The organism is Sinorhizobium sojae CCBAU 05684 (assembly GCF_002288525.1).
Taxonomy (GTDB): domain Bacteria; phylum Pseudomonadota; class Alphaproteobacteria; order Rhizobiales; family Rhizobiaceae; genus Sinorhizobium; species Sinorhizobium sojae.
Genome location: NZ_CP023067.1, coordinates 2860349 through 2884930, shown reverse-complemented (window position 1 = coordinate 2884930; position 24582 = coordinate 2860349). Strand labels below are relative to the sequence as shown.

23 protein-coding genes are annotated in these 24582 nt (G+C 64.5%); 9 read left to right on the top strand and 14 right to left on the bottom strand.

The genetic code is table 11. From position 1 onward, the window contains the following. Nucleotides 1-5: 5 nt before the first annotated feature. The 3 genes from modC to modA all read right to left on the bottom strand — a co-directional run bounded on the left by modC (nucleotide 6) and on the right by modA (nucleotide 2674). Complete coding sequence (gene modC, locus SJ05684_RS14080; RefSeq protein WP_034855868.1) at nucleotides 6-1079, bottom strand: molybdenum ABC transporter ATP-binding protein; 1074 nt, start codon at nucleotides 1077-1079, stop codon at nucleotides 6-8. After that, nucleotides 1076-1768, bottom strand: a complete 693-nt coding sequence (gene modB, locus SJ05684_RS14075; protein WP_034855866.1) for a molybdate ABC transporter permease subunit — start codon at nucleotides 1766-1768, stop codon at nucleotides 1076-1078. Before modB ends, modC begins: the two co-directional genes overlap by 4 nt. A 102-nt stretch (nucleotides 1769-1870) precedes the next feature. Then, entirely contained in the window at nucleotides 1871-2674 is an 804-nt protein-coding gene (gene modA, locus SJ05684_RS14070) for a molybdate ABC transporter substrate-binding protein (RefSeq protein ID WP_034855864.1), read from the bottom strand. Between the two features lie 189 nt (nucleotides 2675-2863). On the opposite strand from modA, the gene ung reads away from it, so the two are divergent. From ung to SJ05684_RS14040, 6 genes are all read left to right on the top strand, one after another. Further along, a complete protein-coding gene (ung, locus tag SJ05684_RS14065) occupies nucleotides 2864-3571 on the top strand; it encodes a uracil-DNA glycosylase (protein WP_034855862.1) in 708 nt (235 codons plus the stop codon). 211 nt (nucleotides 3572-3782) lie between these two features. Next, nucleotides 3783-4553 carry a precorrin-6A synthase (deacetylating) gene (gene cobF, locus SJ05684_RS14060; protein WP_034855861.1) on the top strand — a complete coding sequence of 257 codons (771 nt, stop codon included), beginning with the start codon at nucleotides 3783-3785 and terminating at the stop codon, nucleotides 4551-4553. A gap of 130 nt (nucleotides 4554-4683) precedes the next feature. Then, complete coding sequence (gene cobG / locus SJ05684_RS14055; protein WP_034855859.1) at nucleotides 4684-6027, top strand: precorrin-3B synthase; 1344 nt, start codon at nucleotides 4684-4686, stop codon at nucleotides 6025-6027. 2 nt (nucleotides 6028-6029) lie between these two features. After that, nucleotides 6030-6662, top strand: a complete 633-nt coding sequence (locus SJ05684_RS14050) for a precorrin-8X methylmutase (protein WP_034855857.1) — start codon at nucleotides 6030-6032, stop codon at nucleotides 6660-6662. A 20-nt stretch (nucleotides 6663-6682) separates the two neighbouring features. Then, nucleotides 6683-7465: a precorrin-2 C(20)-methyltransferase gene (locus SJ05684_RS14045; protein WP_034855855.1), complete on the top strand. Its 783-nt coding sequence runs from the start codon at nucleotides 6683-6685 to the stop codon at nucleotides 7463-7465. Further along, complete coding sequence (locus tag SJ05684_RS14040; protein ID WP_034855854.1) at nucleotides 7462-8226, top strand: precorrin-3B C(17)-methyltransferase; 765 nt, start codon at nucleotides 7462-7464, stop codon at nucleotides 8224-8226. The genes SJ05684_RS14045 and SJ05684_RS14040 overlap by 4 nt, the downstream gene beginning before the upstream one ends. On the opposite strand, the gene SJ05684_RS14035 is transcribed toward SJ05684_RS14040, so the two are convergent. Then, nucleotides 8190-8990, bottom strand: coding sequence for a cobalt-precorrin-6A reductase (locus SJ05684_RS14035; protein ID WP_095694275.1), 801 nt, complete (start codon nucleotides 8988-8990; stop codon nucleotides 8190-8192). The two genes, SJ05684_RS14040 and SJ05684_RS14035, sit on opposite strands and share 37 nt — an antisense overlap. Here SJ05684_RS14035 and SJ05684_RS14030 point away from each other — a divergent pair. Together SJ05684_RS14030 and cobM are read left to right on the top strand one after the other, a co-directional pair. Further along, nucleotides 8968-10200 carry a bifunctional cobalt-precorrin-7 (C(5))-methyltransferase/cobalt-precorrin-6B (C(15))-methyltransferase gene (locus SJ05684_RS14030; protein WP_034855839.1) on the top strand — a complete coding sequence of 411 codons (1233 nt, stop codon included), beginning with the start codon at nucleotides 8968-8970 and terminating at the stop codon, nucleotides 10198-10200. The genes SJ05684_RS14035 and SJ05684_RS14030 overlap by 23 nt on opposite strands. Nucleotides 10201-10228: 28 nt before the next feature. After that, nucleotides 10229-10987 (top strand): precorrin-4 C(11)-methyltransferase, encoded by a 759-nt coding sequence (gene cobM, locus SJ05684_RS14025; protein WP_034855837.1) that lies wholly within the window; start codon nucleotides 10229-10231, stop codon nucleotides 10985-10987. A gap of 10 nt (nucleotides 10988-10997) precedes the next feature. On the opposite strand, the gene mnhG is transcribed toward cobM, so the two are convergent. The 10 genes from mnhG to SJ05684_RS13975 all read right to left on the bottom strand — a co-directional run bounded on the left by mnhG (nucleotide 10998) and on the right by SJ05684_RS13975 (nucleotide 23625). After that, nucleotides 10998-11369 (bottom strand): monovalent cation/H(+) antiporter subunit G, encoded by a 372-nt coding sequence (gene mnhG / locus SJ05684_RS14020; RefSeq protein WP_034855835.1) that lies wholly within the window; start codon nucleotides 11367-11369, stop codon nucleotides 10998-11000. After that, nucleotides 11366-11647, bottom strand: a complete 282-nt coding sequence (locus SJ05684_RS14015; RefSeq protein WP_034855833.1) for a K+/H+ antiporter subunit F — start codon at nucleotides 11645-11647, stop codon at nucleotides 11366-11368. Before SJ05684_RS14015 ends, mnhG begins: the two co-directional genes overlap by 4 nt. Continuing rightward, a complete protein-coding gene (locus tag SJ05684_RS14010; protein ID WP_034855830.1) occupies nucleotides 11644-12129 on the bottom strand; it encodes a Na+/H+ antiporter subunit E in 486 nt (161 codons plus the stop codon). Before SJ05684_RS14010 ends, SJ05684_RS14015 begins: the two co-directional genes overlap by 4 nt. Before the next feature lie 3 nt (nucleotides 12130-12132). Then, nucleotides 12133-13752: a monovalent cation/H+ antiporter subunit D gene (locus SJ05684_RS14005; RefSeq protein WP_034855827.1), complete on the bottom strand. Its 1620-nt coding sequence runs from the start codon at nucleotides 13750-13752 to the stop codon at nucleotides 12133-12135. Continuing rightward, nucleotides 13745-14092 carry a Na+/H+ antiporter subunit C gene (locus tag SJ05684_RS14000; RefSeq protein WP_034855825.1) on the bottom strand — a complete coding sequence of 116 codons (348 nt, stop codon included), beginning with the start codon at nucleotides 14090-14092 and terminating at the stop codon, nucleotides 13745-13747. Before SJ05684_RS14000 ends, SJ05684_RS14005 begins: the two co-directional genes overlap by 8 nt. Further along, nucleotides 14092-16998 (bottom strand): monovalent cation/H+ antiporter subunit A, encoded by a 2907-nt coding sequence (locus SJ05684_RS13995; RefSeq protein WP_034855823.1) that lies wholly within the window; start codon nucleotides 16996-16998, stop codon nucleotides 14092-14094. The genes SJ05684_RS14000 and SJ05684_RS13995 overlap by 1 nt, the downstream gene beginning before the upstream one ends. 214 nt (nucleotides 16999-17212) lie before the next feature. Next, nucleotides 17213-19891, bottom strand: coding sequence for a bifunctional diguanylate cyclase/phosphodiesterase (locus SJ05684_RS13990; RefSeq protein ID WP_244426656.1), 2679 nt, complete (start codon nucleotides 19889-19891; stop codon nucleotides 17213-17215). A gap of 93 nt (nucleotides 19892-19984) precedes the next feature. Next, entirely contained in the window at nucleotides 19985-21598 is a 1614-nt protein-coding gene (locus SJ05684_RS13985) for a cisplatin damage response ATP-dependent DNA ligase (RefSeq protein WP_034855821.1), read from the bottom strand. A gap of 3 nt (nucleotides 21599-21601) precedes the next feature. Further along, the gene (locus tag SJ05684_RS13980) at nucleotides 21602-22612 is read right to left on the bottom strand and encodes a ligase-associated DNA damage response exonuclease (protein WP_034855820.1); all 1011 of its coding nucleotides are present in this window, start codon (nucleotides 22610-22612) and stop codon (nucleotides 21602-21604) included. Nucleotides 22613-22671: 59 nt separating this feature from the next. Next, complete coding sequence (locus SJ05684_RS13975) at nucleotides 22672-23625, bottom strand: nucleoside hydrolase (protein ID WP_034855819.1); 954 nt, start codon at nucleotides 23623-23625, stop codon at nucleotides 22672-22674. Between the two features lie 243 nt (nucleotides 23626-23868). On the opposite strand from SJ05684_RS13975, the gene SJ05684_RS13970 reads away from it, so the two are divergent. Beyond that, the gene (locus SJ05684_RS13970) at nucleotides 23869-24492 is read left to right on the top strand and encodes a hypothetical protein (protein WP_034855845.1); all 624 of its coding nucleotides are present in this window, start codon (nucleotides 23869-23871) and stop codon (nucleotides 24490-24492) included. Nucleotides 24493-24582: the final 90 nt, after the last annotated feature.

Below are 24582 nucleotides of genomic sequence, written 5' to 3'. Positions count from 1 at the left end.
CTCGTCTAATAATCGAGCGCGACACTCTTGACGATCGCGTGCACCGGCGTTCCCGGTTCAAGCCCGAGCGCCTCGCGCGAAAGGGTTGTGATGCGGGCGACCACCATGGCGCCGCCGCAGTCGACGCGGACGTCGAGGCTCCCCTCGTGGGCCGGCGACAGGTCGAAGACCGTCCCAGGCAGCACGTTGAGAGCGCTGATCCCTTGCGGCCGTGTCGTGGCCAGCATGACGTCGCGGGCGGCGATGTAGAGCCGAAGGCGGTGGCCGGCCGCTGCGACCAGGTGAGGAATACGGAAGAGGCATTCGCCGGCGCGCACGAGCGTCAGATTGTGCGCCTGGTCATGATGCTCCACGAGGCCCTCGATCAACGCGCCCGCCTCCATTCTAGCGATCGCCAGCGTGTCGGCCGGCCGGCTGAGAATGGCGGCGGCTTCGCCGGAGGCTTGAACCCGGCCATCGTCGATGACGACAACGCGTTGCGCCAATCGCGCCACTTCCGCCACCGAGTGGCTCACATAGACGATCGGGATCTTGGTTTCGTCGCGGAGCCGCTCCAGATAGGGCAGAATTTCCGCCTTTCGCGCTTCGTCGAGCGCAGCGAGCGGTTCGTCCATCAGCAGGAGGCGGGGGGCGGCAAGCAGCGCACGGCCGAGGGCGACCCGCTGGCGTTCGCCGCCCGAGAGCGTCGAGGGGCCTCGGTCGAGCAGGTGCCCGATGCCTAGCATGTCGACGACTTTGGCGAATTCGGACGCGGACCTGCTTGTGCCGGCGAACCAGCGGCCGTAGGTGAGATTGCTGCGGACCGTCAGATGCGGAAAGAGGCGCGCCTCCTGGAACACGTAACCGAAGCGGCGGCGGTGGACCGGCGTGAAGCGCTTGCGCGCGCTATCGGCAATCACGTCGCCGTCGAGGACGATTCGGCCGCCATCGGGGCGCAGAAGCCCGGCGATGATGTTGACGAGCGTGGTCTTGCCGGATCCGGAGCGCCCGAATAGTGCCGTCACGCCGCCGTGCGAGCGAAAAGCGGCGTCGATTCGAAAGGTGCCGATCCGATGGCGTGCCTCGACCTCCAGGCTCATGCGGAGACCGTCCGTCTCGCCGCGGCTGCGGCAAGGATCTCGGAGACCATCAGCGCGGCCATCGACAAGACGATCGAGATGATGGTGAGGCGCATGGCACCGGCATCGCCGCCCGGCACTTGCGTAAAGGTGTAGATTGCGACGGAAAGCGTCTGCGTCTCGCCGGGAATGTTCGAGACGAAGGTGATCGTGGCTCCGAACTCGCCCATGGCCTTGGCGAAGGACAGGATCATGCCGGCGACGATCCCGGGCAGGATCAATGGTAGCGTCACCGTCAAGAAGATCCAGGCGGGGCCGGCGCCGAGCGTGGCGGCGGCATCCTCGAGCTTGCGGTCGACCGCTTCGATCGACAGCCGCATGCTACGCACCATCAGCGGAAAGCCCATGACGGCGCAGGCGAGCGCCGCACCGGTCCAACGGAAGGAAAAGACAAGACCGACATTTTCCGCCAAGAAGGCACCGATCGGACCGCGCCGGCCGAAGAGCAGCAGCAGCACGAAGCCGGTGACGACAGGCGGCAGGACCAGCGGCATGTGCACTAATCCGTTGAGGACCGACTTGCCCCAGAAGCGGCCGCGCGCGAGGATCATGGCGGTGACGAGCGCGAGCGGCAGGCTCGAAAGCATCGCAACGGTTGCGACGCGCAGGCTCAGCCGGACGGCCGTCCACTCTGCCTCGCTCAGCGCCATCCAATCCAAATCGATTCTCTCCTGTTGACTGCCGCGCTGCGCATTCGGATTCCACGGCGCGGCCTTTGATGTTTCTAGCCCTGCGGCGACGGGCGGTGAAGGTTATTTCAGCACGGTAAAGCCTTGCGCCTCGAAGAGCGGCGCGGCATCTGGCGATCTGATGAAGTCGAGATAGGCAGCCGCATTCGGGCTTGCGCTGTCTGCGGTGATCGCGATCGGATAGATGATCGGCGGGTGGCTGTCTTCCGGGAAAGTCCCGACGACTTTCACGCCCGGATCGGCCGCTGCGTCGGTCTGATAGACGATGCCATAGGGCGCTTCACCGCGCGAAACAAGCAGGAGGGCGGCACGCACGCTTTCAGCGCCCGCCACCCTGTCGGCAACCGTCGGCCAGAGGCCGAGCTTTTCGAGCGCCGCCTTGCCGTATTTGCCGGCGGGGACCGAATCGACCGCGCCCATGGCCAGGCGTCCATCGCCGAGGAGGCCGGCGAGGTCGAGGCCGACTTTGATGTCCACCGGGGCGGCGTCCGCCTTGGCGGAAACGAGGACGAGCCGATTGCCGAGCAGGTTTGATCGGCTATCGGCCTTGATGAGATTCTTCCCGGCCAGATAATCCATCCAGGCAAGATCGGCCGAGATGAAGATATCGGCCGGCGCCCCCTGTTCGATCTGCTTGGCAAGCGCAGAGCTTGCCGCATAGGACGCGGTCACATCGCTGCCCGTCTGCCTTTTCCATTCCGCATTGACGGCATCGAGCGCGTTCTTCAGACTCGCCGCGGTGAATATCGTCACCCTCTCGGCCGTCCGAACGGGGGTGAAGCCCGCGCCCAAGAGGAGAATGCCGAGCGCCAGCGCCAATCCCTTCAGCCAGTCTCTGCGTCCGATATCCACCTGTCCTTGCTCCATTTTCCACGTGATATTCCGGAGTATATAACGCTTTATCCTTTTCGTTAGCTCTATATCCGAAGAAATACAATGCTCATCGATGAGGGCGATCAAAGCGGTGAAAGGAAGGGGTAAAATGTGGGCAAATGCTTGCGACCGGTGCCGACGCGGCTAAATTCCTCGGCGGAACACGAAGGAGGTTGGGGGCCCATGGATGCGACGATCAAGCTGGAAGAAAGCTGGAAGGCGGCTCTGGCGCCGGAGTTCCGGCACGGCTATATGTCCGATCTCAAGCGTTTCCTCATTGAACAGAAGCACCAGGGCCGGCAGATATTCCCAAAGGGTAGCGAGTATTTCAGGGCGCTGGACCTGACGCCCCTAGACCGGGTGCGGGTGGTGATCCTCGGCCAGGATCCCTATCACGGCGACGGCCAGGCGCATGGGCTCTGCTTCAGCGTGCTGCCCGGTGTGCGCATCCCGCCTTCGCTCGTCAATATCTATAAGGAACTCGAGACCGATCTCGGCATCGCGCAGGCACGGCACGGCTTCCTCGAAAGCTGGGCGCGCCAGGGCGTGCTTCTCCTGAACGCGGTGCTGACGGTCGAACGCGGCCGGGCGGCTTCGCATCAGGGCCGGGGGTGGGAGCGCTTCACCGACGCGGTCATTCGCGCGATCAATGAGCAGCAACAGCCCGTCGTCTTCATGCTTTGGGGTTCCTATGCGCAGAAGAAGGCGGCCTTCGTCGATCGTTCCCGCCATCTCGTCCTGACGGCGCCGCATCCCTCGCCGCTCTCGGCACATTCCGGCTTCTTAGGCTGCCGGCATTTCTCCCAGGCCAACACCTTTCTGGCCTCGAAGGGGCTCGATCCAATCGATTGGCGCCTGCCGGACACCCCACCGCTCAGGGCTGAACCGTAGCGCATCGGCCCGAAAAATCGTACCCGATTCTCGGAGAGCTCGAAGCGCCGATTTAAAGAGTTGCAGCGACCTTTGCGCGTCTGAAAAGCCGCGCGGGCGCTGTAGCGCGGCGTCGCCCTCTGGCGCGCTCGTTCGGCCTCCTGTCGCGGTTGGGCTTGCGTCGGCGATCCCGATCCGCCAAGACGGACCGGCGCAAAGTGGGGGACACGGCATGCGGCATATCCTGATCATCGGCATCGGCGCGGGCAATCCCGAACATATGACGGTCCAGGCGATCAATGCGCTGAACCGGGCGGATGTGCTCTTCATTCCCACCAAGGGCGCGAAGAAGGCGGAGCTTGCCGAGGTGCGCCGCGATATCTGTGCCCGCTATGTGACACGGCCCGGCAGCCGCACGGTCGAGTTCGCCGTGCCGATGCGCCGCACCGAGGGGCGGAGTTACACGGATAGCGTCGACGAGTGGCATGCCAGCATCGCGACGGCCTATGAGGATCTGCTCGAACGCGAACTTTCGGACGGGCAGACCGGCGCTTTCCTCGTCTGGGGCGATCCAATGCTCTACGACAGCACGATCCGCATTATCGAACGGGTCCGGGCGCGGGGGCGTGTCGACTTTGGTTTCGATGTGATACCGGGCATAACCAGTCTTCAGGCGCTCTGCGCCAGTCATCGCATTCCCCTCAACCTCGTGGGAAAGCCGGTCGAGATCACCACAGGTCGGCGGCTGGCCGAGAGCTTCCCGGAGAAAACCGCCACGGCGGCGGTGATGCTCGACGGGGAGCAGGCTTTTCAAAAGGTCGAGGATCCCGAGGCGGAAATCTATTGGGGCGCCTATCTCGGCACGCCGGACGAGATCGTCATTTCCGGGCGCCTCGATGAGGTGAAGGAAAAAATTCTGAGCACCCGCAAGGAAGCGCGGGAGCGCATGGGCTGGATCATGGATATCTATCTCCTGCGCAAGGGCGCAGATTTCGACGATTGACGAAGCCGGTAGCGCCGGGTCGCCATAGTTGGGCCCGATTGATCTCTCTCAAGGCGCGAGCCTGTGATATAGGGTCGACCGAATTGCGGAGGATGGCGAGGTGCTACCTCAGGGGAGATTGATTGAAGCGATGACGAGCTGTGCCGTGAAGCCAGACCCCTCGATGCGCCGCGGCGCCTGCCCCTCGCTGGCGACCCCGATGCAGACGGGCGATGGTCTGCTTGTGCGCCTGCGCCCCGCCGGCGCCCTGGCGCCGACGGACCTGCGTAAGATTGCCATATTCGCGGAGCGCTTCGGCAATGGCCTTCTCGAGGTGACGGCCCGCGGCAACCTGCAGATTCGCGGGCTGACGGCCTCGACCGTTGCGCCGCTCGCCGCGGCTATCGCAGAGGCGGAGATTGCGATTTCCGATGGTGTCGCGATCGAGACGCCGCCGCTTTCCGGGTACGATCCGGGGGGAATTGCCGACCCGCGGCCACTTGCCGCCCGCTTGCGCGCGGCGATCGCCGAGCACCAGCCGGAGCTGACGCTCGCGCCGAAACTGGCGATCGTTGTCGATGGCGGCGGACGCTTCCATTTGAAGGATGTGGCGGCCGATCTGCGGCTCGACGCGCTCGGCGGAGGGGGGGGCGTCCGCTGGCTGTTGTCGGTCGGCGGCCCGGCCCGCTCGGCCCTGCCGGTTGCTCTGCTCGCATCCGAGCAGGTCGTTCCTGCGGTTATGGAGATACTGGCGGAACTGAGCTCCCTTGGGCCAGGCGCCCGTGGCCGCGATCTCGATGCCGATCGTATCCGGCAGTGCCGGTCCGATGCCGCTTTGCCGGCCGTGGCTGAAGAGATCTCACCCTGGCTGCCGGCGGGAATCCACGACTTCGGCGACGGCCGCATCGTGCTCGGCCTCGGCCTTGCTTATGCGCAGACGGAAGCAAGCGCTCTCATCGCCTTAGTGAACGGGGTGGAGGAGATGGGCGCGACGGAGATACGGCTTTCGCCGCGGCATGGCTTTCTTGTGCTCGGTCTATCCAGTGAAGCGGCAACGCTTGCGCAAGACCTGGCGCTCGCCCAGGATCTGCTGATCTCGTCCGATGATCCGCGCAATCACATCGCCACCTGCGCCGGCCGCGCCTGCGCCTCTGCGCTGATGGACACGAAAGCGGCGGCAAGGCTCTTGGCGGAGGCGGGCTCCGAGCTGCTCGACGGTTCGCTTACGGTCCACCTGTCGGGCTGTGCCAAGGGGTGCGCCAGGCCGACGGCCTCTCCATTGACACTCGTCGGTGCGCCATCAGGACATGCGCTTGTCGTAAATGGTACGGCTTCCGTCGCGCCGAGCGCCTACACGGATGAAAACGAAATAGGGTCCGCGCTGGCGCGTCTCAATGTGCTGGTGCGGGAGAACAAAGGCGCTGGCGAATCGGCACGCTCCTGTCTTACACGGCTCGGGACCGGGCCGATCGCCGCAGCGTTTGAACAGGGATAGAAATGCCTGACTACGATTACATCCGCGATGGCAACGCCATCTATGAGCGTTCCTTTGCGATCATTCGCGCCGAGGCCGATCTTTCCGGCTTTTCGGAAGAAGAAGCGGACCTTGCGGTCCGCATGGTGCATGCCTGCGGCTCCGTTGAAGCAGCGCGCCAATTCGTCTTCTCACCAGACTTCGTTTCCGCCGCTCGCACGGCGTTGAAGATCGGCGCGCCGATTTTCTGCGATGCGGAAATGGTGGTGCATGGCGTGACGCGGGCTCGCTTGCCGGCTGGCAATGACGTCATTTGCACGTTGCGCGATCCGCGCACGGCAGAGCTTGCGGCCGAAATGGGCAATACGCGTTCGGCGGCGGCGTTGAAGCTCTGGGGCGAGCGGATGGCGGGGTCGGTGGTCGCAATCGGCAACGCGCCGACGGCGCTCTTTTATCTGCTCGAACTGCTGCGCGACGGAGCACCGAAGCCGGCGGCGATCCTCGGCATGCCGGTCGGCTTCGTCGGTGCGGCGGAATCGAAGGATGCGCTTGCCGAGAATTCCTACGGCGTTCCCTTCGCCATCGTTCGGGGCCGCCTTGGCGGCAGCGCGATGACGGCGGCAGCCCTCAATTCGCTCGCGAGGCCCGGCCTGTGAGCGCGGCGTGTGCAGGCAGAATGAGCGGCGTCGGCAGGTCTGTAGACGTTGGCAGGCTCATAGGCGTCGGTACTGGGCCGGGCGATCCGGAGCTCCTGACGATGAAGGCGGTGCGGGCGCTCGGCGAGGCGGACGTCGTCGCCTATTTCGCCAAGGCCGGACGCAGTGGCAACGGCCGCGCCGTTGTCGACGGGCTGCTGAAGCCGGATCTCGTCGAACTGCCGCTTTACTATCCGGTCACGACCGAGATCGACAAGGACGACGGAGCCTATAAGACCCAGATCTCCGAATTCTACAATGCCTCCGCGGAAGCGGTCACGGCGCATCTGCTGGCAGGGCGAACCGTCGCCGTGTTGAGCGAGGGCGACCCGCTCTTCTACGGTTCCTACATGCACCTGCATGTGCGGCTTGCCGGCCGCTTTCCGGTTGAGGTCATTCCCGGCATCACCGCCATGTCCGGCTGCTGGTCGCTCGCCGGCCTGCCGCTGGTGCAGGGCGACGACGTGCTCTCGGTTCTTCCCGGCACAATGGGCGAGGGTGAGCTCCAGCGCCGTCTCGCGGACACTGAAGCCGCCGTCATCATGAAGGTCGGCCGCAACCTGCCGAAAATCCGCCGCGCCCTTGCAGCGGCCGGGAGGCTGGAGGCCGCCGTCTACGTCGAGCGCGGCACCATGAAAAATGCGGCAATGATCCCGCTGAACGAGAAGCCGGACGACGCGGCACCCTATTTCTCGCTGGTGCTCGTGCCCGGTTGGAAGGACCGGCCCTGCTCGAACGAGATTGTCCAGGAGGTGAGGGCATGAGCGGCAAGCTCTTCATCGTCGGCACCGGCCCCGGCAAGCCGTCACAGATGACGCCCGAAACGCGGGAGGCGATCGCGGCCGCGACCGAGTTCTTCGGCTATGGGCCGTATCTCGATCGCCTGGACCTTCGCTCCGATCAGGTCCGCATTGCCTCCGACAATCGCGAGGAGCTCGACCGTGCCCAGGCCGCGCTCGCGCGGGCGGCCGCCGGTGCGAATGTCTGTGTCGTCTCCGGCGGCGATCCCGGCATTTTCGCCATGGCGGCGGCCGTTTGCGAGGCGATCGACAAGGGTCCCTCGGAGTGGCGGCAGGTCGATCTGGTGGTCACGCCGGGCGTAACGGCGATGCTCGCGGTTGCCGCCCGCATCGGAGCGCCGCTCGGCCATGACTTCTGCGCCATGTCGCTGTCGGACAATCTGAAGCCATGGGACGTCATCACCCGACGTTTGAGGCTCGCTGCGGAGGCGGGGCTGGTGATCGCACTCTACAACCCCATCAGCAAAGCGCGTCCCTGGCAGCTCGGCGAGGCGTTCGAGGTCCTGCGCAATGTGCTGCCGGCCAGCGTGCCGGTCATTTTCGGCCGGGCGGCCGGGCGGCCGGACGAGCGCATCACGGTTATGCCGCTCGGCGAGGCCGATGCCAACCGCGCCGACATGGCGACCTGCGTTATCATCGGGTCTCCGGAGACGCGCATGGTCGCCCGTCAAGGCAGACCGGATCTCGTCTACACGCCCCGATCCTTTAACGGGGAAAGCCATTGATGGATGCGTTCGAGCGCCTCGTCGCACGTGCTGACTGCGGTCACATCGGCGGGCTCGTGGCGCTCGACCATGACCACATCGAGCCCGAGTGTGCGGGCGGCGGCGATCTTGCCGTAGGTTGCGCTGCCGCCGCTGTTCTTGGCCACGACGACGTCGATTTCGTGATCCCGGAGCAGTTTCATCTCGTCCGCTTCCGCAAACGGGCCGCTGGCGAGAATCGGAGTTACGTTCGGCAGCTCGAGCGGCGGCGTGACGGGGTCGACGCTGCGCAGGACATAGCTGTGCTGCGGGGCCCTTTCGAAATGGAACGCCTCCTGCCGGCCGATCGCCAGGAAGACGCGGCGTGGCTCTTCGCCGACGGCGGCCGCCGCTTCGGGGACGCTCTCCACTCGCGTCCACCGATCGCCGGCCTCGGCTTTCCAGGCGGAGCGGCGCAGCGCCAGGATTGGCGTCCCGCTTGCCTCCGCCGCCGTAACGGCATTGCGCGAGATGCGGGCGGCGAAGGGATGCGTGGCGTCGATGAGCAGGGAAATCTTCTCCGCCGTCAGGAAGGTCGCGAGCCCTTCTGCGCCACCGAAGCCGCCGATCCGCGTCGGCAGCGGTTGCGGGCGGGGGTCGGCCGTGCGTCCGGCAAGCGAGATCACCGCGTCGTAGCGCGAATCCGCTGCGAGGCGATCGGCGAGCTGCCGCGCTTCGGTGGTTCCACCGAGGATCAGAATGCGAGGTCTGCCCGTGGCTGACATGTCGAACAGCGTCTCGGCCATAGCCGCTCCCTGGCTCACCATCATCGGTATCGGCGAGGACGGTGTAGCCGGTCTCGGCGACGAGGCCAAGCAGCTCGTTGCGACGGCACCGGTCGTTTTCGGCGGTGTGCGCCATCTGGAGCTTGCGGCACCGCTGATCAGAGGCGAAGGCCAGGTCTGGCAAAGCCCTTTCGAAAGATCGATCGAGGCGATCGTGGCGCGGCGCGGCAGCCCTGTCGTCGTGCTTGGCTCGGGCGACCCGTTCCTCTACGGCGTCGGCGCGACGCTTGCCCGTCGCATCGACCCGAGCGAAATGCGCACGATTCCGGCGCCCTCCGCATTCAGCCTGGCCGCCTCACGGCTCGGATGGGCCTTGCAGGACGTTGCGGCCGTCTCACTACACGGCCGTCCGCTCGATCTCGTTCGGCCGCATCTGCAGCCGGAGGGCCGGGTGCTGGCGCTGACATCGGACGCAAATGGCCCGAGGGCGCTCGCCGAACTCCTCACCGAAAGCGGATTCGGTCGGTCCCGGATTACCGTGCTCGAAGCGCTGGGAGGAGAGCGCGAGCGGATTTCGCGGCAGGTTGCCGCAGATTTCGCGCTCGAGGAAATCCATTCCCTAAACGTCTGCGCCATCGAGGTGATTGGCGAGGCGCACGCGCGCGTGCTGCCGCTCGCCTGCGGCCTCGATGACGCCCTGTTCGAACACGACGGCCAGATCACCAAGCGCGAGATGCGGGCGCTGACGCTTTCGGCGCTCGCACCGCGCAGGGGCGAGCTTCTCTGGGATATCGGCGCCGGTTCCGGCTCGATCGCCATCGAGTGGATGCTGAGCGATCCGGCTATGCGGGCGATCGCCATCGAGGCTTCGCCCGAGAGGGCCGCGCGGATCGGCCGCAACGCCGCAAGCTTCGGTGTACCGGGCCTTGTCGTTGTCGAGGGCCAGGCGCCGGATGCGCTGCGCGGCCTTCCGGAGCCTCATGTGATCTTCATCGGCGGTGGCGGCAGCGAACCGGGGGTGATGGATGCGGCGATCGCTGAGCTTCGGAGCGGCGGCAGGCTCGTCGCCAATGCGGTGACGACGGAAATGGAAGCGGTGCTTCTTGCGCACCACGCACGGCTTGGCGGTTCGCTGATCCGCATCGATATCGCACGGGCTTCGCCGGTCGGTACCATGACCGGGTGGCGGCCGGCGATGCCGGTCACGCATTGGTCGTGGACCAAGGCCTGAGCAGAAATAGTTCCAAGAGGGATAGATCATGACCGTTCATTTCATCGGCGCCGGTCCGGGCGCGGCAGACCTAATCACGGTCCGGGGCAGAGACCTGATCGGCCGTTGCCCAGTTTGCCTCCATGCCGGTTCGATCGTCTCGCCGGAGCTTCTGCAATATTGTCCACCGGGTGCGCGCATCATCGATACGGCACCCATGTCACTCGACGAGATCGAGGCGGAATATGTTCGCGCCGCCAAGGCCGGCGAGGATGTCGCGCGGTTGCATTCAGGCGACCTCTCCGTCTGGAGCGCGGTCGCCGAGCAGATCCGGCGGCTTCAAAATCATGGCATCGCCTATACCATGACGCCCGGCGTGCCGTCCTTCGCCGCCGCTGCCGCAGCAATCGGCCGTGAGCTGACGATCCCGGCGCTCGCACAAAGTCTCGTCCTGACGCGCATTTCCGGCCGCGCCTCGCCGATGCCCGACCGGGAGACGCTGGCCGGCTTCGGAGCCACCGGTTCGACGCTGGCGATCCATCTTGCGATCCATGCGCTCGATCGCGTCGTCGACGAACTGACGCCGCTCTATGGCGCGGATTGCCCGGTGACGATCGTCGTCAAGGCCTCCTGGCCGGACGAACGAGTCTTGCACGGCACGCTCGGCGATATCGCCGCCAAAGTCGCGGCCGAGCCGATAGAGCGCACCGCGCTGATCTTTGTGGGGCCGGGCCTCGAGGCGTCCGACTTCCGCGAGAGCTCGCTCTACGATCCGGCCTATCAGCGCCGCTTCCGTGGGCGCGGATAGGGCTGCGGGGTCAGTCCGGGTCCGCCCTGGCCGGCGGACCGGGTTTTACGGGAACGTCCTGCGGCTTCTCGAAACGGTGGCGGTAAAGGGAGGCCTGCCCGAGCAGCATCAGCGTCACGGGGGTGGTCACCGTAATGAAGACGATGATCAGCACTTCATGGAAGATCCAGCGGCTCTGCAGTACTGCGAAGCAGAGCATAGAAGCGAGGCAAACGAGAATCGTGCCGCCGCTCGTCGTAATGGTCGGCGCGTGCAGTCGGTCGTAGAAGGTCGGAAGGCGCAACAAGCCGATCGAGCCGATCAGCGTCATTGCCGCGCCGAGGAGCAGAAGACCACAGACGGCGATCGCCGCCCAGGCCGGCAGATCGGTGAGGTGGCTCATTCGATGATCTCCCCGCGCATGAGAAATTTCGCGAAGGCGATCGACGAGACGAAGCCGAGCAGTGCGATAATCAGTGCCGTCTCGAAATAGACCGTGTTCGCCGTGCGAATGCCGAAGGCAACGAGCATCAGCATGGCGTTGATGTAGAGCGTGTCCAAGCCGAGGACGCGGTCCTGGGCGTGTGGCCCCTTGACGATCCGGTAGAGCGCGAAGGCCATGGCGAGCGCGAGCATGACCTGGGCGAGCAGGATGGACCAGAGGATTGCCAGCTCTGTCATCGGAATATCTCCTTCAGCGATGCTTCATAGCGCGCAAGCGTTTGCCGCCAGGCATTTGCATTATCCATGTCGAGGATGTGGAAGAGCAGCTTCTTCTTGCGCCTGTCGTGTTCCAGCCAGGCCGTGCCCGGCGTTGCCGTCAGGATGCAGGCAAGCAGCGCCAGGGCGTTCTCGTCCTCGATATCCAGGTCGACGGAAAGGAAGCCAGACCTCACCGGCTGTCGTCGCGACCGCAGTATGAGGCGCGCCACCGCGATATTCGAGCGGGCAATGTCGGCGACGACGTGGAGGCCGAAGCTTGCCATATGGCCGAGGCGGCGCAGATGCGATCGCGGCGGCTGCAGCTTCAGCATGACCCAGGCGAGGATCGTACTGAGGACGATGCCGACGAGAATAGTGCCCGGTGCCACCGATTGCCTTAGCAAGAGCCACATGAGGAGAAGCGCAGTCGAAAGCAGCGGGTAGGGAAACCAGGTGCGCATCGGCTATCGGCCTCCGGCCCGGGGTGCGGAAAGGACCCGCTCGCTGTGCAGTGCCGGTGCAAGCAGGTCGTCGGCCGTTGCCTGCATGTAGCGCATGGCGGGGCCCGCCTGGAAGCTCAGGAAGAGGCAGGCGGCGAGCAGGACCGCGACCGGCGTGATTTCGATGATGACGACACGCGGGATGGTTCCCTCGATCGAGGCCCAGAAGGTGCGGATCCCGATTCGGTTCATGGCGATCATGGCCGCGAGCCCGGAAAGGATGATCAGCGTCACATAGGTCCAGTCGGCAGCGGAAATTGCCATTGCCGGGTCAGCCGCCGACATGTCGAAGAGGCCCTTGAGGAGCGCGAATTTGGCGATGAATCCCGAAAGTGGCGGAAGGCCGGCCATTAGCACAGCGCAAAGCGAAAAGCAGAGGCCGAGCACGGCCATGGTGCCCGGAATGGCGACGCCCGCTTCCTCCTCCTCTTCGTCCTGGTCGAAGTCGCCATAGGCCTCCATCGTCACCGCCAATACGTCGGCTGCGGCATCGCGGCCGCGTTCGACGAGCTCGATGAGCAGGAAGAAGGCGGCGATCGTCAGCGTCGAACTGACGAGATAGAAGAGCGCGCCGGCCAGCATTTCCTCATGCCCTAGCCCGATGGCGGCAAGCAACGTGCCCGAGGAGACGAGGACGGAATAGCCCGCGAGCCGTCCCATCGCCTGTGATGCCAGCACGCCGATGGCGCCGAAGGCGATCGTCGCCATGCCGCCCGCAAGCAGCCAGCTCTGGCCGAAACCGGCCGAGGCGCCGGCCGCGGCGCCGAAGACGAGCAGGTGCAGACGGAGGATGATGTAAATCCCGACCTTCGTCAGTATGGCGAAGACGGCGGCGGCGGGTGGCGTTGCCGCGGCATAGGCCGTCGGCAGCCAGAATCCAAGCGGCCACATGCCCGCCTTTACCAGGAATGCGATGCCGAGAAGGGCGGCGCCGGTCTCGACGAGCATCCTGCTTTCGGGTGTCAGCGCCGCGAGCTTTGTCGCGAGATCCGCCATGTTGAGCGTGCCTGTGGTGCCGTAGATCAGGCTGACGCCGATCAGGAAAAGCGAGGAGGCGGCGAGATTGATGGCGACATAGTGCAACCCGGCCTTCACCCGCAGCGGACCGGAGCCATGCAACAGAAGACCGTAGGACGCCGCGAGCATCATTTCGAAGAAGACGAAGAGGTTGAAGAGGTCGCCCGTCAGGAAAGCGCCGTTGAGGCCGGCCAGAAGAAGCTGGACGAGCGAGTGGAAATGATGTCCGGCCGTATGCCAGCGCGCCATCGAATAAACCTGGGCAGCGAGCGCAAGGCCGCTCGTCAGGCACAACAGGAGCGCAGAGAGCCGATCGAGGACGAGAACGATGCCGAAGGGCGCCGGCCAATTGCCGAGTTGGTAGACGCCGTCACCCGGTAGGCTGTCCTCGCCCGCCGCCGCAAGGCGCATGAGGATCATCGTCACGACGAAGACCACGAGTGTCGATACAAAGCCGATGGAACCCTTGAGCGTCCGCTCGCGCTCGTTGATCGGGACCAGCGCGGCGGCGACCGCGAGCGGCACGAGAATCGGCAGGATCAGCAGATGGTGGAGCCACTCAGTCACCGCGCGGCTCCCTGCCGTCGACGTGGTCGGTGCCGGTGAAGCCGCGCGAGGCGAGAATCACCACGAGGAACAGGGCGGTCATCGCGAAGCCGATTACGATCGCGGTCAGCACCAGTGCCTGCGGTACGGGATCGGTGTGGTGCGCCAGGTCGCCGATGCCGCCCGGCTGAAGAATGGGCGGTGCATTCACCCGCAGCCGTCCCATGCCGAAGATGAAGAGATTGACCGCGTAGGAAAGCAGCGAAAGCCCGATGATGACCTGATAGGTTCGCGGTCTCAACAGCAGATAGACGCCCGATGCGGTCAGCGCTCCGATGCCGGCGGAGAGTATGAGTTCCATTACTGTGCCGCCTCCCTCTCGGTGCGCGCGGGTCTCGCATGGGCGCGCGGTGCGCGGACGGACTGGTGCGCCAGCGCGATGAGGATCAGCACCGTGGCGCCGAGCACGAGCGAGAAGACGCCGAGGTCGAAAAGAATTGCGCTCGCCAGCGGCACCTTGCCGATGATCGGAAGCGTCGCATATTGCGAATGCGAGGTCAGGAACGGATGGCCGAACAGCCAGGAACCGATGCCGGTGGCGGCCGCGACCAATAGGCCGAGGCTCATCCAGCGCAACGGGTGGATGCGCAGCCGCTCCTCGACCCAGCGCGTGCCGCCGGACATGTATTGCAGGAGGAAGCCGATCGACATGGCGATGCCCGCGGCAAAGCCGCCACCCGGCAGGTCGTGACCCCGCAGGAAGAGATAGGCGGCGAGCATGCCCGTGACCGGGAACATCCAGCGCATGATCGCGGAAGGAATGTGGAGGTATTCGGCTATGCTGTCGCCGGCGTTCCGATCCGGATGGTCGTCGTCGAAGGCGTTCTGCACCCTCTGCTGCAGCGGGATATCCTGGCTGTCCGGGTGCGGGCGGAAACGCAGGAGCAGCGCGAAGACGGTCAAGGCGACGATACACAGAACGGCGATTTCGCCGAGCGTGTCGAAGCCGCGAAAGTCGACCAGGATGACGTTGACGACATTGGTGCCGCCGCCTTCGCTATAGGCGCGCTCGAGGAAGTAGCTAGCGACGGTCCCGGACGCCGGCTGCGTCATCACCCGATAGGCAATGAGCGTCATTCCGCCGCCGGCGGCAAGCGCAAGCAGGAGGTCGCGCAGGCGCCGGAAGCGGATGCGGAACGGAATATCCTCCGGCTCCGGCTTCTGGACGGGTTTCGGCAGCCAACGCAATCCGAGCAGGATGAGCACGGTCGTGACGATCTCGACGAGAAGTTGGGTGACCGCCAGGTCTGGTGCGGAGAGCCAGGCGAAGGTGATGCAGGTGACGAGCCCCGCTCCGCCGAGCAGTACGAGCGCGAACAAGCGGTGGAATTTTGCCTGGTAGGCTGCGCCGACGGCGCAGGCGATGCCGATCGCCCAGAGCAGGGCGAAGGCCGGGTCGACGCCGCGTATCACCAAGGACGGCAATTCGAAACCCCGGAGGAAAAGCGGGGTTGCGGCCGCCGAAACCGCCAGGAAAACGAGGAGCAAAATCTGCGGTTGCAGCCGGCGCGTACCGAGCCTCTGTTCGAGCGAGCGCGCCCATTTCCACGAAAGCGTCACCAGCACGCGCTCAAAGATGCGCTGTCCTTCGAGCAGCCGGAAAACCGGCGGGCCCTCGATCCCGGTCGCGAGATAGGAGCGCATGAGGAAATAGAGGCCGACGCCGCCCGAAAGCGCCACGAAACTCATGATCAGCGGGACGTTCCAGCCATGCCAGACGGCCAGGCTGTAGTCCGGCGTCCTGTCCCCGAGGATCGAGACGACCGCAGTGTCCAGGAAGGGACCGATCGTCCGGCCCGGAAGAATGCCGACGACCAGGCAGGCGAGCACCAGGAATTCGATGGGTGCCCGCATCCAGCGCGGCGGCTCGTGCGGCTTTTTCGGCAGATCCGCAGGCGGAGCACCAAAGAAGACGCTGTGAATGAATCGCAGCGAATAGGTGACGGCGAACATGCCCGCAATCGTCGCGACATAGGGCGTCACCGTATCGAGCGTATTGACGAGATGCGTCTCGATCGCCTCGGCAAAGAACATCTCCTTCGACAGGAAGCCGTTGAGCAGCGGCACGCCGGCCATCGCAGCGCTGGCGACCATGGCGAGCGTCGCCGTAATCGGCATGTAGTGAAAGAGGCCGCTCAGCCTGCGCATGTCGCGCGTGCCGGTCTCGTGGTCGATGATGCCGGCCGCCATGAACAGCGACGCCTTGAAGGTGGCATGATTGACGATGTGGAAGACAGCGGCGACCGCCGCGAGCGGGCTGCCGAGGCTGAGGAGTACGGTTATCAGCCCGAGATGGCTGATGGTCGAATAGGCGAGCAGGCCCTTCAGGTCCTGTTGGAAAATGGCGAAATAGGCGCCGAGCAATAGCGTCGACAGGCCCGCAAGGCCGACGATCCAGAACCAGGCCTCCGTGCCGGCCATGACCGGCCATAGCCGCGCAAGGAGGAAGACGCCGGCCTTCACCATGGTTGCCGAGTGCAGGTAGGCGGAAACCGGCGTCGGCGCGGCCATGGCGTGTGGCAGCCAGAAATGAAACGGAAACTGCGCGCTCTTCGTCAGCGCGCCGAAGAGGATGAGGATCAGGATTGGCAGGTAGAGCGGATCATTGCGGATCGCATTGCCGGAGGCGAGCACCGCATCGAGCTCGTAGCTGCCGACGACGCGTCCGATGAGCAGCAGCCCGATCAGCATGGAGAGGCCGCCCATGCCGGTCATCGTCAGTGCGATGCGGGCGCCGTCGCGCGCATGGGCGTTGTGGTGCCAATAGCCGATCAACAGGAAGGACATAATGCTCGTCAGTTCCCAGAAGACTGCGAGCAGGATCAGGTTGCCGGAAAGCACGACCCCGAGCATCGAGCCCATGAAAGCGAGGAACAGCGCGAAGAAGCGCGGGACGGGATCTTCCGCCACCATGTAATAGCGGGCATAGAGCACGACGAGGACGCCGATCGCCGTGATCAGCGTTGAAAACAACCAGGAAAAGCCGTCCATCCGCAATGTGAGGTTCAGGCCGAGCTCGGGGATCCAATCGAGTTCGAAACGCAGCACGCCGCCTGCGGTGACGAAGGGGTAGAGACCGGCCGCCAACAGGAAACAGACGAGCGCGATGGCGCCGGCGAACCAAGCCGTGGCGCCGCGCTGATCCGACGGGAAGAAGAGTACGAGGAGACTCCCCCCGAAAGGGGCGAGAAGGAAGATGGTAAGCAATTTCTCCGCGTATACGATCGTTCGACTCCCGCCTGACTTGTATTGGGATTGGGTCCTGACGCGCCGGTGATATCGTCGCCGAAGCGGCCGACGAAGGCAATGCCCGCATCGCCCTCCAAACGGTAAAGGCGTATGTTTTTACGGCTTTTTTTCAGTCGGCTACCTGGGTCGCCGGAGAGAACTGGCCGGCGCTGTGCGCAGCCTTCGGCTGCTCTCAAGTCCCGAGCTTACGCTCAGCGGCGCGCCATCGCCGCTCGAAGATGAAGGCAGCGAGATCGTTGGCACCCATGGGTCGTGCGAAGGCATAGCCCTGGAGGCCATGGCAGCCGAGTTCCTTGAGAATGGCGGCATGCTCCAGCGTTTCCACGCCCTCGGCGATCACTTCGATGCCGAGCGACGTGCCGATGTCGATGATCGATTCCACCAGACGCCGCTGCTGAGCCGATTCGCGGATCGGCAGCACCAGTTGCCGGTCGATCTTCAGCCGGCGTGGCGTCAGCTTCAGGAGGCTGACGATCGAAGCATAGCCAGTGCCGAAATCGTCGATTTCGATGTCAATGCCGAGCTCCTTTATGCGCCGGATATTCGACAGCACCGTCAGGTCGTTCTCATCGAAGGAGATCGACTCCAGCAGTTCGAACGAAAACCGCCCTTCGGGTATGTGCATCTGCTCCAGCCGCTCGATCAGCCGCTCGTCGCGCAGCCGTGAATAGGAGAGGTTGACGGAGACCTTCGGTATGCGGACACCGTTCGCCTCCCACCGGCAGATCTGGAAAAGCGCCTGCTCCAGGATCGCCTGATCGATCGCCGCGACCACGTTGATGTCCTCGGCCGTCTTCAAGAAGGCGTGCGGGCCGATGAGCCCTTTGGTCGGATGATCCCAGCGCGCCAGTGCCTCCACGCCGATTACCTCCAGCGACTTCGGACAGAATTGCGGCTGGAAATGCGCGATGAATTCGTTCTGCTCAAGAGCGCGAAGGATTTCATCGGCGGTCTGCTTGGTCCTGAAAACCTCGGTCTTGAGCGCGCCCGTGAAGGTTTCGTGGCGATTGCGGCCGCGGCGCTTGGCCTCGTAAAGCGCGATATCGGCGTTGACGAGAACCTGGGAGAGTTCGTCAGCGGCGGCTGTCTGGCCGGCAATGCCGATGCTGACGCCGATGCGGCATTCCTGATCCTTGTAGCGGACCGGTGTACTCATCGCCTCGATGATGCGGGATGCCAGTGCCCCATCCTCGTCAGGGCTTCCGCTCGCGCGAATGATGACGAATTCGTCCCCGCCGATGCGCGCGACGAAGTCGCCCTCGCGCGCATTCTCCCGCAGAAGCGCGGCGGCATGCCTGAGGATCTCGTCGCCGGCGGCGTGGCCGAGCGTGTCGTTGATCTGCTTGAAGCGGTCGAGATCGATGTGAAAAATGCTAAGCCTTGCCTCGGCATCGAATTGTCTGCTGCGGTTCGCCAGGATCTGGTCGAGGAAGCGGCGGTTGGGCAATCCGGTGAGCGGGTCGTGAAGCGCATTGAATTCCATGCGGTGGCGCGCGGCCTCCAACTCGGCGCTGTGCGCCTCCGCAAGACGCTTGGCTTCCGAAAGCCTCGCCCGCGTTTCGATGTCGGCCGTCACGTCCCAGTTGACGCCGACGATCTTGCGTGTGCCGCTCTCGGCGAGGTAGGTGGAGCCGATGGCGCGGATATGGCGGATCCGGCCGCCGGGGAGAATGATGCGGAATTCGGAGTTATAGGCTCCACCCGTTGCGACTGCATCGGCGAATTCCGCTTCGGCGCGCACGCGATCGCCCGGATGCAATCTCTCTTCCCAGACAGCGGTTGTCGTGCCGACATGCGTTCGGACGCCGTAGAGCTCTTTCATCCGGCTGTCCCAGAGCAGCTTGCCGCTGTCGATGTCCACTTCCCAAATGCCGATCTTCGACGCGTCAAGCGCGATCTTCAAGCGGTGGGAAAGTTCCTGGAGCTGATCCTTGCTCCGCTTCAGCGCTCGAATGTTCTCCTGACGCTCTGTCGTCAAGCGGCCGGTCATGATCATCGGGACGACGATCATCAACCCGCCGAGCAGGATCAGCAGGCGAACCGTCCAGGCATTTTGCGGCGTCGCGGGCCATCCGCCCTTCGGTATCGCCGCGATGCGCCAGGAGCCGCCCGGCAGGGCAACGTCTATTTCGACCGGCGCATTCCGGAAGATCGTGGAGTCCCCGAAGAAGACGGAACCATGGCGCCCCAGACCGTCGCGGCCGGCAATGGCTATATCGATGTCGAGATCAAGCGAAACCAGGCCACTGTCGCGATAGAGCTGATCGACATCGATGACGGCCGAGACCAGGCCCCAGAAGCGCTTTGCCTTGCCGGTAATCACCGGAAAACGGCCGATCAACCCCTGACCGCCCTGCACGAGTTCGACTGGGCCGGCGAGCACGAGCTTTCTCGTCTCCATCACCCGCAACGCGCTCGCACGTTGCTTTTCATTGCTGCGATAATCGAGGCCGATGGCCTTTTCGTTGCCTTCGACGGGATAGACCATCGACACGACCAGATCCGGGGCAGCCGCAAGGTTGCGCAACTGCGAGCGCTCGGTGAAGATGCTTTGCGCGAGCTCGGCAAAACGCTGCTGCTGCATCTCCGGTTCGGTGGCTATGGTGCCGACCAGACCGCGGACGAGCTGGATATTGCCGTTAATGCTGTTCTCTAGGTTCGAGTGGATCGGCGCGAGCTCGTTGGCGACGAGCGAGCGCATGCGCGCTTCCGAAATGATCCGGTTCTGATGGTCGGCGAAGATCCCGGCCACCATCACGACAATGGTGGCGATGACCGCCGGAAGGTAGTTGGGGGTCAGAAATCGCGAAAGCCGGGACTTTCCGAGGTTGAGGATGTTGTTTTCTGGCACAAGACTACCCAGCAGACCCGCATGCAAATGAAGTTCGCTGCGATAATTTCAGAGTCTCCTTAACAATTCTTCATCCGTCGTGCTGAAATAGGATCATGCCCTCGCACCGATCATCGCCTGCAGGGTTGCCAGCCGGTCGGCGTCGCGTGGCAGCTTGTCGGGCCGCAGGCGGGCGATGCGCGGAAAGCGCATTGCGACGCCCGACTTGTGGCGCGTGGAACGGTTTATGCCTTCGAAGGCGACTTCGACGACGAACCCGGCATCGGGTTCCGCCCGCACGGCGCGCACCGGGCCGAAGCGCTCGACCGTGTTGTCGCGCACGAACCGATCGAGGATCTCGAGTTCGGCGTCAGTGAAGCCGAAATAGGCCTTGCCGACCGGGACGAGCGCCGCTCCGTCTTCCCCTTCCGTCCAGACACCGAAAGTGAAATCGGAATAGTAGCTGGATCGCTTGCCGTGGCCGCGTTGCGCATACATCAACACCGCGTCGATGTTGAACGGTTCGCGCTTCCACTTGAACCACGGCCCTTTGACGCGGCCAGCCAGATAGGGCGAATCGAACCGCTTCAGCATGACCCCTTCGATCACCGGATCCGGCGGGCTCGAGCGCAGGCGGTCCAGTTCCTCCCAACTGGAAAACGGGACCAGCGGAGAGAGGTCGAAATGTTGCGGCGAGGCGGAGTCGATCAAAGAGGACAGAGCCTCGCGGCGGACGTAAAAGGGCTCCGGGCGGATGTCCTGCTCGCCGGAAAACAGGATGTCGTAGCCGCGGATGAAGGCCGGAAAGTCTTCAAGCAGCCTGCGGCTGACCGTCTTGCGGTTCAGGCGCTGCTGCAAGTCGGCGAAGCTGCCCGTAGCGCGGTTGCTGCGCGCGGTCCCGCCGACCAGCAATTCGCCGTCGATGACGCCGGTGAAGTCGGCGGCATCGAGGATTTCGGGAAAGGCGCCGGAGATCTCGTCGCCGCTGCGCGAATAGAGGCGCCGCACGCCGCCGATATTGGCAAGCTGCACGCGGATGCCATCCCATTTCCATTCGGCGGCGAAATCGGCGGGATCGAGCCCCTCGAGTTCGTGCTCGGCGACTGGCGTCGCGAGCATCACCGAGTGGAAGACGGCGGGGGTCTTGAGCACAGGCATCTCACCCTCTCCGCTGAGCCAGAGGAAGAGGGGCAAATAGGGCGGTGCCAGGCCGTGCCAGAGCCTCTCTATCTCGCCGACATCCTTGCCACCCATGTCCGCCAGCGCCTGTTTGGCGAGCCGCGCCGAGACGCCGATCCGCAACCCGCCGGTGGCAAGCTTCAGGAAGGCGAAACGGCCGGACGCATCGAGTCGGTCCAGCGTATCGCGCACGAGCGAGCGCACCTCGGAGCGTCCCGCCATCTGGAGGCGCTCGATGATCTCTCCGAGGGAAATGTCCGCCGGCGCGACATCGGCCGGCGGCTCCCAGGCAAGCGAAACGGTCTCGGCGAGATCGCCCACGTAGTCATAGGAATAGTGGAACAGGACCTCGTCCATGCGCTCGAGCAGGAGGTCGCGAATCAGGGCCGGCTTCACGGCATTGAGCGAAAGCGTGCCGGCGATCGCCGCCAGCGCATAGCCGCGGCTCGGGTCCGGGGTGGTGTGGAAATAATCGACGAGTAGCCGGATCTTGGCGTTTCGCTGCGGCGTGAGCACGAGGCGGCCGAGGAGTTCAGCGAAGGCCTTCATCGGTCACTCCCCTTCATCGTCGTAACCGACGAGGTGCAGCGGGCGTGCCGGGATGCCCTCCAACTCGCACCAGCGCACGAGGGCCTCTTCGCGGCCGTGCGTCACCCAGACCTCACCTGGTGCGATGTCCCGTATGGTCTGTGTCAGTTCCGCCCAGTCGCAATGATCGGAGATAACGAGGGGCAGTTCGACGCCGCGCTGCTTCGCCCGTTGGCGAATGAGCATCCAGCCGGAAGCAAAGGCGGCAAGCGGGTCGGCGAAGCGCCGCGCCCAGCGGTCGGAGAAGGCCGAGGGAGGGCCGACGATGATCGCGCCGGCGAGGTCCTGTCGGTTCCCGCCCTCGACCGTTGCGTGGCGGATTTCGCCGAGTTCGATACCTTCGCGCTGGTAGTACTCGCAGAGCTTCGCAAGCGCGCCATGGATGTGGATCGGCGCGTCATAGCCCTGCTGACGAAGGAGGGCGATGACGCGCTGCGCCTTGCCGAGCGCATAGGCGCCGACCAGATGGGCTCGCTCGGGGAATTGCCTCAGCGATTGAAGCAGACGGGCAACTTCCACCCTGTCGTCCGGATGGTGGAACACCGGCAGGCCGAAGGTCGCCTCGGTGATGAAGACATCGCAGGGGACGGGCTCGAAGCTCAGACAGGTGGGGTCCGGGCGGCGCTTGTAATCGCCGGAGACGACAATCCGCGTTCCATTCGTTTCGACCGAGATCTGCGCCGATCCGAGCACGTGGCCGGCCGGATGGAAGCATATGCGAACGCCGTCGATCGCGATCGTTTCTCCGAGACGCGCTGTATCGCTCGCGCCGCAAAAGCCGTCGCCATAACGCAACCGCATGATGTCGAGCGTCTCGCGTGTCGCAAGCACATGGCCATGGCCGGCACGGGCGTGATCGGAATGCCCGTGGGTGATCAGCGCTCTTTCGACCGGCTGCACCGGGTCGATGTAGAAGTTCCCCTTTTCGCAATAGAGCCCCTTCAGGGCGGGATAGAGTAAAATCTCCGGCTTCATGCTTTTAAAGATAGCTGGCCGACGCCCGCCTGCCAGCTATCGGGCCAAGTTTTTTGGCGTCAATCGACCTTTGCCAGCGTGTCGCCGATAAGTTTCAGGACGGCCCCGGCATCGATGCCGATGCAGACCCGCTGGCTCGGCAGTCCGTCCCAGGCATTCGGCGGGAAGAGACGTCCATCGGGCTTCTGGATCGTCTGCCCGTCGGCGATGCCGCCGCAAAGGACGCGGATGGCACCGCTACGGGTTCGGAAGAGTTCCGGTGCGACGACATAGGCGCAGGCGCAGCTGTCGTGCACGACCATGCCGTCGTCGACATGCTGCTCGTAGAAGCTGATATAGAAGCGTGAGATGTCGGCAAGCAGCCGCGCAGCCGTGCCGCCGCGCTCGGCGATGTCCGCGAGCATGGCGCGCGTCATCACCGTCTGCGAGGTCACGTCGAGCCCGATCACGGTCACCGGCCAGGGCGCCGTCATTACCACGTCCGCGGCCTCCGGGTCGCCGTGGATATTGGCTTCGGCCGCCGGCGTGATATTGCCGGGCACGTCGAAAGCTCCGCCCATGATGACGACGCCCTTGACCAGGAGCGCGATGTCCGGATCGTTACGCACCGCCCGCGCCAGATTGCTCATGCGGCCGACCGCGACGAGCGTCACTTCGCCCGGACTGGCACGCACCGTGTCGATGATGAGTTGGTGGGCCGGGCGGGGATCGAGCGGCAGGTCGATCTCGTCCGGCACGTCGATATTGCCGAGCCCGTCATGGCCGTGGATGCCCGTCGGCCAATCGATATGCGGCCGGCTCGGATCGAAGGTCTCGCCGAGTCCCCTGGCGACCGGCGCGGCAATGCCCCAGGCCTGTTTTAGAAAAAGTGCGTTGCGCGTCGTTGTCTCGATCGAGGCGTTGCCAAACACGGAGGTGATACCGACGAGATCGATGTCTGGGTGCCGGTGCAGGAAGAGAAGGGCCATCGCGTCGTCGACGCCCGGATCCGTATCGAAGATGACCTTGTGCATGGTGTCGCCTTTCCGGCGGTTTCTCCGCCTAGTTGCCTGCAGTCGGTGTGTGCGGGCGGCAATGGACAAGGAGCGGGCGAAAGTCAATCGACTGCGGCTCGGCCCTTCCGAAAATGACGGATACCGAAGCGGCCGCGATCCGCCCTTTGGCGGCGCTTAAACTTTCCGAAAGGGTGCTTCGCCTATTCTTGGGGGAAACCATTGGTATTCCCTGCAATCCTTACGACGAGCGCGGAGCCGAGCGTGAAGGTTATCCTGAGTAAATTGCGTCCTTCGAAGCGCCTTGTACTTATTCTGTCCTCGGCCTTTGCCGTTTCCGCCGCTTCCGGCGCCGCTGCCGTTTATGTCGGTGGCGACCGGCTCATGGCGGGCCTTGGGCAACCCTCGCCCTCCGGCCTCGGCTGCACGACGCTCAGGACAGTGAAGCTCGATCACCACGGCCAGCGCTGGATCCGCATGCATGTGAAGACGGACAGGGCAAGCGGACAGGACCGCATGCGGACTGCGCTGCGCGTCGTCGGGGCATTGGCCAACAGGGAAAAGGCGGATCTCTACCAGGTGGTGGTGCTGGATGCTGCCGGTCCAGAGGAGCGCGCGGCGGTACGGGGCGCGGCGATCGGTGCGGAAGTGCTTTTCGCCCCCGGCCCGCGAAGCGTCATGGGCATGGATGAGCCGTTCCGCGCCTCCTATAACGACGGGAAGGCCAATCGGATTGGCATGTTTCACGGAAAGGTCGTCGACCTCGAACTCGACGAGGTCCGGGGCATGATGGCCAAGATGGACGATCGCTCGTTATGCGTCAATCCGACCGCGGAGGGAACCGAGGTTGCGCAGGTGAGCGAAAGCGCCGCGCATGGGAGCCAGTAGCCCAGCGCACCCAAATTTGGGATGCGTGCGCTGTAAGGCTTCCTTTTTTCGGTAGCTGCACACGGACAAGAAAGCTCGCCGCTCGCGCGA